The sequence below is a fragment of the Umezawaea sp. NPDC059074 genome (assembly GCF_042738955.1).
Taxonomy (GTDB): domain Bacteria; phylum Actinomycetota; class Actinomycetes; order Mycobacteriales; family Pseudonocardiaceae; genus Umezawaea.
This window is the reverse complement of sequence record NZ_JBHYHC010000128.1, coordinates 20,678-27,563: the sequence shown is the minus strand read 5'-3', so window position 1 is coordinate 27,563 and position 6,886 is coordinate 20,678. Positions and strand designations below refer to the sequence as shown.

Here is a 6,886-nt window from a genome sequence, read left to right as displayed (position 1 = left end):
CGCCTGCCACTCCCCATACACACCCCCCCCCCCCAAACACAAAGCGGCCCCCCTCGCGGGGGGGGGGTCCCCCTTCTCGGTCTTGGCGTTGTCTAGCCGCGCAGCTTGTTGCGCGAGCGCTCGCGGCCGCGGAGGTTCGCGTCCAGGATCAGCTTGCGGACCCGGACGACGTCCGGGGCCACCTCGACGCACTCGTCGGAGGCGCAGAACTCCAGCGCTTCCTCGAGCGACAGCTTGCGCGGGCGGGCCAGGGTCTCCATGACGTCCGCGGAGGACTGGCGCATGTTCGTGAGCTTCTTCTCGCGGCAGACGTTGATGTCCAAGTCCTCGGCGCGCGGGTTCTCGCCGACGACCATGCCCTCGTACGCGTCCGCGCCGGGCTCGACGAAGAACGTGCCGCGGTCGGCCAGCTGGATCATCGCGTAGGCGGTGATCATGCCGGAGCGGTCCGCCACGAGGGAGCCGTTGTGGCGGGTGCGGATCTCGCCCGCCCACGGGCCGTAGCCCTCGGAGACGGCGTTGGCGATGCCGGTGCCGCGGGTCTCCGTGAGGAACTCCGTGCGGAAGCCGATGAGGCCGCGCGACGGGATCACGTAGTCGAGCTTCACGCGGCCCGAGCCGTGGCCGGACATGTTCTCCATGCGGCCCTTGCGGTTCGCGAGGAGCTGGGTGACCGCGCCGAGGTGCTCCTCGGGGGCGTCGATGGTGACGCGCTCGAACGGCTCGTGCAGCTTGCCGTCGACCTGGCGGGTGACCACCTGCGGCTTGCCGACGGTCAGCTCGAAGCCCTCGCGGCGGATCTGCTCGACCAGGATGGCGAGGGCCAGCTCGCCACGGCCCTGCACCTCCCACGTGTCGGGGCGCTCGGTCGGGAGGACGCGGATCGAGACGTTGCCGACCAGCTCCGAGTCGAGGCGGGCCTTGAGGACGCGGGCCGTCAGCTTGGTGCCGCCGCCACGACCGGCCAGCGGCGAGGTGTTCACGCCGATGGTCATCGAGATGGCGGGCAGGTCGACGGTGATGCGCTCGAGCGGCACCGGGTTCTCGGCGTCGGCGAGCGTGTCGCCGATCGTGATGTCCGGGATGCCCGCGATGGCGACGAGGTCGCCCGCGTGGGCCTCCTCGGTCGGCACGCGGTCGAGCGCCTCGGTGATCAGCAGCTCGGTGATGCGGACGCGCTGGGTCGTGCCGTCCTCGCGGCACCAGGCCACGTAGTCGCCCTTGCGCATGTGGCCCGAGTGGATGCGGCACAGCGCGATGCGGCCGAGGAACGACGACGCGTCGAGGTTCGTGACCAGCGCCTGGAGGGGCGCGTTCACGTCGCCGCGCGGGGCGGGGATGTGGTTGAGCAGCACCTCGAACAGGGTGTCGAGGTTCTCCTCGTCCGGGAGGCCGCCGTCGGCGGGCTGGGTCATGCTGGCGCGACCGGCGCGGGCCGACGCGTACACGACCGGGAGGTCGAGCACGGAGTCGTCGGCGCCGACCTCGGCGGCCAGTTCGAGCAGCAGGTCGTGTGCCTCGTCGACGACCTCGCTGATGCGGGCGTCGGGGCGGTCGACCTTGTTGACGACCAGGATCACGGGCAGGCCCGCGGCCAGGGTCTTGCGCAGCACGAAGCGGGTCTGCGGGAGCGGGCCCTCGCTGGCGTCGATGAGCAGCACGACGCCGTCGACCATGGAGAGGCCGCGTTCGACCTCGCCGCCGAAGTCGGCGTGGCCGGGGGTGTCGACGACGTTGATCGTCACCGGACCGTCGGGGGTCTCCCTGCGGACCGCGGTGTTCTTCGCGAGGATGGTGATGCCCTTCTCGCGCTCGAGGTCACCGGAGTCCATGACTCGGTCGACGAGTTCGGCGCGAGCCGAGAACGCTCCGGACTGCCGGAGCATGGCGTCGACGAGGGTGGTCTTGCCGTGGTCAACGTGCGCGACGATCGCGACGTTGCGCAGGTCAGCACGCACCTGAGCGGGCGATTCGTTGATCGACGCGGTGGCCGTGGGCACGCGGAACTCCTAGAGCTGGAAGTCGAGGAAGGGGGCCAGCGCCAGGACGGAGATCGCGCACAGCCTTCACAAGAGTACCGGCTCCGTTGCCAATACCACACATCGCGGAGGGTGAGGTCAGCCTCACCTAGTCTGGGAATGAACCCTACGGGAGGAGCGCGCGAGGCGTGGTCAAGCTGAAGAAGAAGTGCTGCCGGTCGAAGCCGCAGTGCAGGCGGTGCCCGGTTCCGGCGCTGTTCAAGGCACGTGACAAGGCCCGGAAGAAGGCGCTCGAGAAGGCCGAGAAGCTGCTCGCCAAGGAAGCGGGCACGAAGCCCGGCAAGAAGGCCGCGAAGAAGCTCCGCAAGAAGGCGGAGAAGAAGGCCGCGAAGAAGGCGGCCTGACCCGCCCGTCCGGTCCCCTTCGGCCGGATGGTTCGGGACGGGCCCCGCCGTCAGGCCGGGATGGCCTCGTTGAGCTTCGTCAGCTCCGGAGCCGTCCGCGTCGCGCGGAACTCGGTCACCTCGTAGCGGGCCAGCCGCTGCACCACGTACGGGCAGGTCGCCATGATGGCGTCGAGCTTCCCGCGGGTCATGGCCTTGGCGATGATCACGACCCCGTCCGGCGGCACCTGGCGGCCCGAGACGAGGAAGTGCCCGGCCTCGTACTGCTTGGCCGACCACGCCACGTGGTCGGGCAGGGCGAGGTCGACGACGTCCAACGAGCGGGTGAACTTCAGTACGACGATGTACATAGAAGAAATGTAGACCCGCCAGACAACGGCCGAACACGATAAGCTCGCGGCCATGCGCAGTCTTCACACGTTCTGGTGGCCCGCCTCCTGGCGGCCGTAGAACTGTGCGTTGAAGACGACCACAGGCCGCCCGCTCGGGCGGCCTTCGTCATGTCTGGGGTCCCGCGCCGACGGGTGGCACACCTGTCGAAGGGACCCACCATGATCAGGCTCTCCGCCATCACCCCGTCCGGCCACGTCCAGCTGGGCAACTACCTCGGGGCCATCCGCCGCTGGGCGGCCGAGGGCACCGAGCAGGACGTGTACTTCATCAGCGACCTGCACGCGATGACGACCTCGCACAACCCGGCGAAACTCCGCTCCCTGACGCGCGAGCAGCTCGCGCTGCTCATCGCCGCCGGTGTCGACCCGCACTCCGTGTCGGTCCAGTCCGACCTGGTCCGCGAACTGGGCGCGCTGACGTGGATCCTGGAGTGCACCTGCACGTACGGCGAGGCCGCGCGGATGATCCAGTTCAAGGAGAAGTCCGCGGGCCGCGACTCGGTCCGCCTGAGCCTGCTCACGTACCCGGTGCTCATGGCGGCGGACATCCTGTTGCAGGGCGCGCACGAGGTGCCGGTCGGCGACGACCAGCGGCAGCACGTGGAGCTGGCGAGAGCGTTGGCGAAGCGGTTCAACGGCACGTACGGCGAGGTGTTCGTGATGCCGCGCGGCACGGTCCCCCCGACCGCGTCACGGGTGCGCGACCTGACGGATCCGACCAGGAAGATGGCCAAGTCGGCCTCGGACGCGGCGGGCACGGTGTTCGTCCTGGACCCACCGGACCTGATCCAGCGCAAGATCAAGCGAGCCGTCACGGACACCCTGAACCAGCTGGTCTACGCCCCGGAGAAGCAGCCGGGCGTCGCCAACCTGCTGGAGATCATCGCCGCGTGCACCGGCAAGGCCCCGGACGAGATCGCGGCCGGGTTGGGCAGCTACGCGGAGCTGAAGGACGTGGCGTCGGAGGCCGTCGTGGAGGAACTGCGAGGAGTCCGGGAACGCACGGTGGCCCTCCTCGACGACGCCGCTGAACTGGACCGCATCCGCGCCGAAGGCGCCCACCGCGCCCGCACGCGCGCACAGCACCGGCTGGACGCGGCACTCCGGATGACCGGCCTGGGATGAGGCGGTAGGTGGGCGCGGCTCAGCCGCGCCCACCCCTCTAAGCCGAGAACAGGAGGTCCCTCAACCCCGGCACCAGCACGCGGTCCGCGGGTAGCCAGTCCAGCGCGTCCAGGTCCGACGGGCCGATCCACCGCACGGCCCGGTGTTCGCGCGCCTCGGGCTCGCCGGACTCCAGCGATGCCGCGAACACGCGCAGCAGCAGGTCCGTCCGCAGCGGCACGTCCGGTCCGACCTGCTCCCCCAGCGTGATCTCCACGCCCAGTTCCTCGGCGCACTCCCGCGCCAACGCCTCGCCGTCCGACTCGCCGTGGTCGACGCGCCCGCCGGGCACCTCCCACTTGCCCGCCGCCTCGACCGGGAAGTCGCGCTGCTGCACCAGCAGCATCCCGTCGCGCACGATGGCCGCCCCCACGACGACGTCCGCGTCCACCAGCTGCAACGCCCTCCGCGACACCGCCCCGGCCCGCGCTTCGAGGATCTTCAACGCCAACCCGCGCCCGACCACCACGTCGGCCAGCCGCCCGAACGGGCCGCCGGGGCTGGTCCACTCGACGGCGTCGACGACCAGCGTGCCGCCGCCGGTCTCCACCAGGTCCGTCGTCAGCGCCAGCATGGGCAGCGGGCCGTCGACCAGGGCCGCGGCGACGCCGGTGGTGTCGGCGCGGGTGACGACGAGCTTGCCGCGCACCGGGCCGACCGAGCCGAAGAGTTCCGCGCCGACGTGCAGGATGCCGGAGCCGCCGGAGATGCGGACGCCCAGGCCGCGGACGGAGGACGCGAGCAGGCGGCCGTCGAGGAGCGCGCCCGCGACGGTTCGGACGGGCGCTTCGACGAGCGTGGTCGCGCGGAGATCGGGCACGGCCGAATACTGCCATTCACCTGTGAAATCAACGGTAAGCGGGCCACCGGACCTCGAACCGCGCGCCGCCCTGCGGGGACTCCAGCACCCGGACGCTGCCCTTGCGCTGCCGGACCAGGTGGGCGACGAGCGCGAGACCGAGGCCGAAGCCGCCGGTCGCGCGGCCCCGGTGCTCCTCCACGCGGTAGAAGCGGTCGAAGATCCGGGACCAGTGCTCGGACGGGATGCCGTGGCCGTCGTCGTCGACGATCAGCCGGATCTCGCGGGCCGCGGGCAGCACGGAGATGCGGATCAGGCTGGTCGCGTAGCGGGAGGCGTTGCGGACCAGGTTGTCGACGACCAGCTCGACCTCGGTGCGGGTCGCGGACACCATGCACGCGCTCATCGGGGCCGCCACCTGCACCAGCAGGTCGTGCGACGGCATCCGGTCGACGGCCGCGTGCACCTGGAGGACCAGGTCCACGGGTTCGGCGCGCGGGATCTCGCCCGCGTCGGCGCGGGCCAGGATGAGCAGGGCGTCGACGAGTTCGGAGAGGCGCTCGGACTCCTCGACGACGGATTCGAGGACCTCCAGCGAGAAGTCCGGGTCGGGGTGGGCGACGGCGACCTCGGCCTGGGCGCGCACGGACGTGACCGGCGAGCGCAGTTCGTGGGCGGCGTCGCCGGTGAACCGCCGCAGCCGCTCGGTGGCCTCGTCCCGGCGGGTCAGCAGGCCGTTCAACGCCTCCGCAAGCGCTTGCAGCTCGTCCCGCGACTCGGGCACGGGCAGGCGTTCGCCGCGGGGCAGCTGGGCCGCCGCGACGCGCATCCGCTCGACCGGGCGCAGCGACGAGCGGACCGACAGCCACGTGGCGATGCCGACCAGCAGCGCCACCAACGACGTGGCGACGGCCAGCCAACGGGTGCCGAGGTCGTTGGCCCCCGTGTAGCCGATGAGGCTGTCACCCGCGACGACGAGCCTCGGCGTGCCGTCGGGGGCGGTGTCCACGCGGCCCTGCCAGCGCATGGCGCTCACGCCGTTCTCGCGCAGCACGGGGTGGCCGGACTTGAGCGTCCGCACCTCGGCGGGCGTCAGGTCCGGCGCGGGCAGGCCGTCCAGCGGGGCTCCGGCGGTGTCCAGGATCCGCACGGACGGGCCGGAGCCGAGCGCCACGGCCTTGGTCAGCTCGGAGTCGACGGCGCTGATCTGCACGCGGCCGATCAGGCTCGGGGCGAGGCTGGTGAACGCCATCAGGCACAGCCACGCCACGCCGGTGGCCACCACGGTGATCCGGAAGCGCAGCGTGCGCCGGAACCACCACCGCCGCGGGTTCACCTACGGGCCGCCCGCTGCACGGTCGCGCCGAGCGCCGCGTCGAGGTCGGCGGTGGAGGCGAGGTAGCCGTGGCCGCGGACCGTGCGCACGACCTCGCCCGCGCCCATGGCGTCGAGCTTGCGCCGCAGGTAACCGACGTACACCTCGACGGCGTTGCGGGTCGCGGCCTGCTCGTCGCCCCACACGGTGCGCAGCAGCTCGTCCTTCGTGACGACGGACCCGGCGCGGCTGGCCAGCACGTCCAGCACGGCGTACTCGCGGGGGCTCAGCGCGACCGGCTCCCCCGCCCACGTGACCTCGCGCAGCGCCCGGTCCACGACCAGTTCGCCCAGCTTGAGCCTGCGCCGGGAGTTGCCGCCGGAGTTGCGCCGCAGCAGCGCCCGCACCTGCGCCACCAGCACCACGAACGAGAACGGCTTCACCAGGTAGCCGTCCGCGCCGAGGTCGAGGCCGTCCGCCTGGTCGATCTCGCCGTCCTTCGCCGACACCATCAGCACCGGCGTGCGCACGCCCTCGGCGCGCATCCGCTGGAGCACGCGGTAACCGGACAGGCCGGGCAGCATGATGTCGAGCAGCACGACGTCGAACGCGCCGGTCAACGCGACGCGCAGCGCGTTCGGGCCGTCGGCGGCCGTCACGACCTCCATGCCCTCCGCGGACAGGCCCCGCTCCAGCGCTCGCCGAACACCGATCTCGTCGTCGACAACCAGCACCCGTGGTCTCACACCCGCAAGCATGCCGCCTGAGGGGGACAATCGGCTGGGGATCTCAGCGGTCTCTCAGGCTCTCAGCGCGGTCTCAGCACGGGTTGG

7 protein-coding genes are annotated in these 6,886 nt (G+C 71.6%); 2 read left to right on the top strand and 5 right to left on the bottom strand.

What is annotated here, in order from left to right:
- Positions 1 to 92: 92 nt before the first annotated feature.
- Positions 93 to 2,000, bottom strand: a complete 1,908-nt coding sequence (gene typA, locus ACFWW9_RS37185; RefSeq protein ID WP_390387075.1) for a translational GTPase TypA — start codon at positions 1,998 to 2,000, stop codon at positions 93 to 95.
- A 167-nt stretch (positions 2,001 to 2,167) separates the two neighbouring features.
- On the opposite strand from typA, the gene ACFWW9_RS37180 reads away from it, so the two are divergent.
- Positions 2,168 to 2,383, top strand: a complete 216-nt coding sequence (locus tag ACFWW9_RS37180) for a hypothetical protein (RefSeq protein ID WP_390387073.1) — start codon at positions 2,168 to 2,170, stop codon at positions 2,381 to 2,383.
- A 50-nt stretch (positions 2,384 to 2,433) separates the two neighbouring features.
- Here the strand turns inward: ACFWW9_RS37180 and ACFWW9_RS37175 are convergent, their stop codons facing one another.
- Entirely contained in the window at positions 2,434 to 2,733 is a 300-nt protein-coding gene (locus tag ACFWW9_RS37175) for a YciI family protein (protein ID WP_390387072.1), read from the bottom strand.
- A 201-nt stretch (positions 2,734 to 2,934) separates the two neighbouring features.
- Here ACFWW9_RS37175 and trpS point away from each other — a divergent pair, with 201 nt between their 5' ends.
- Positions 2,935 to 3,900 (top strand): tryptophan--tRNA ligase, encoded by a 966-nt coding sequence (gene trpS, locus ACFWW9_RS37170; protein WP_390387070.1) that lies wholly within the window; start codon positions 2,935 to 2,937, stop codon positions 3,898 to 3,900.
- 37 nt (positions 3,901 to 3,937) lie between these two features.
- Here trpS and ACFWW9_RS37165 read toward each other — a convergent pair whose 3' ends face one another.
- The 3 genes from ACFWW9_RS37165 to ACFWW9_RS37155 are packed head-to-tail and all read right to left on the bottom strand — an operon-like array spanning position 3,938 to position 6,811.
- The gene (locus tag ACFWW9_RS37165) at positions 3,938 to 4,759 is read right to left on the bottom strand and encodes an NUDIX domain-containing protein (RefSeq protein ID WP_390387068.1); all 822 of its coding nucleotides are present in this window, start codon (positions 4,757 to 4,759) and stop codon (positions 3,938 to 3,940) included.
- 28 nt (positions 4,760 to 4,787) lie between these two features.
- Complete coding sequence (locus ACFWW9_RS37160; protein WP_390387067.1) at positions 4,788 to 6,074, bottom strand: sensor histidine kinase; 1,287 nt, start codon at positions 6,072 to 6,074, stop codon at positions 4,788 to 4,790.
- Positions 6,071 to 6,811 (bottom strand): response regulator transcription factor, encoded by a 741-nt coding sequence (locus ACFWW9_RS37155; protein ID WP_390387066.1) that lies wholly within the window; start codon positions 6,809 to 6,811, stop codon positions 6,071 to 6,073. Before ACFWW9_RS37155 ends, ACFWW9_RS37160 begins: the two co-directional genes overlap by 4 nt.
- Positions 6,812 to 6,886: the final 75 nt, after the last annotated feature.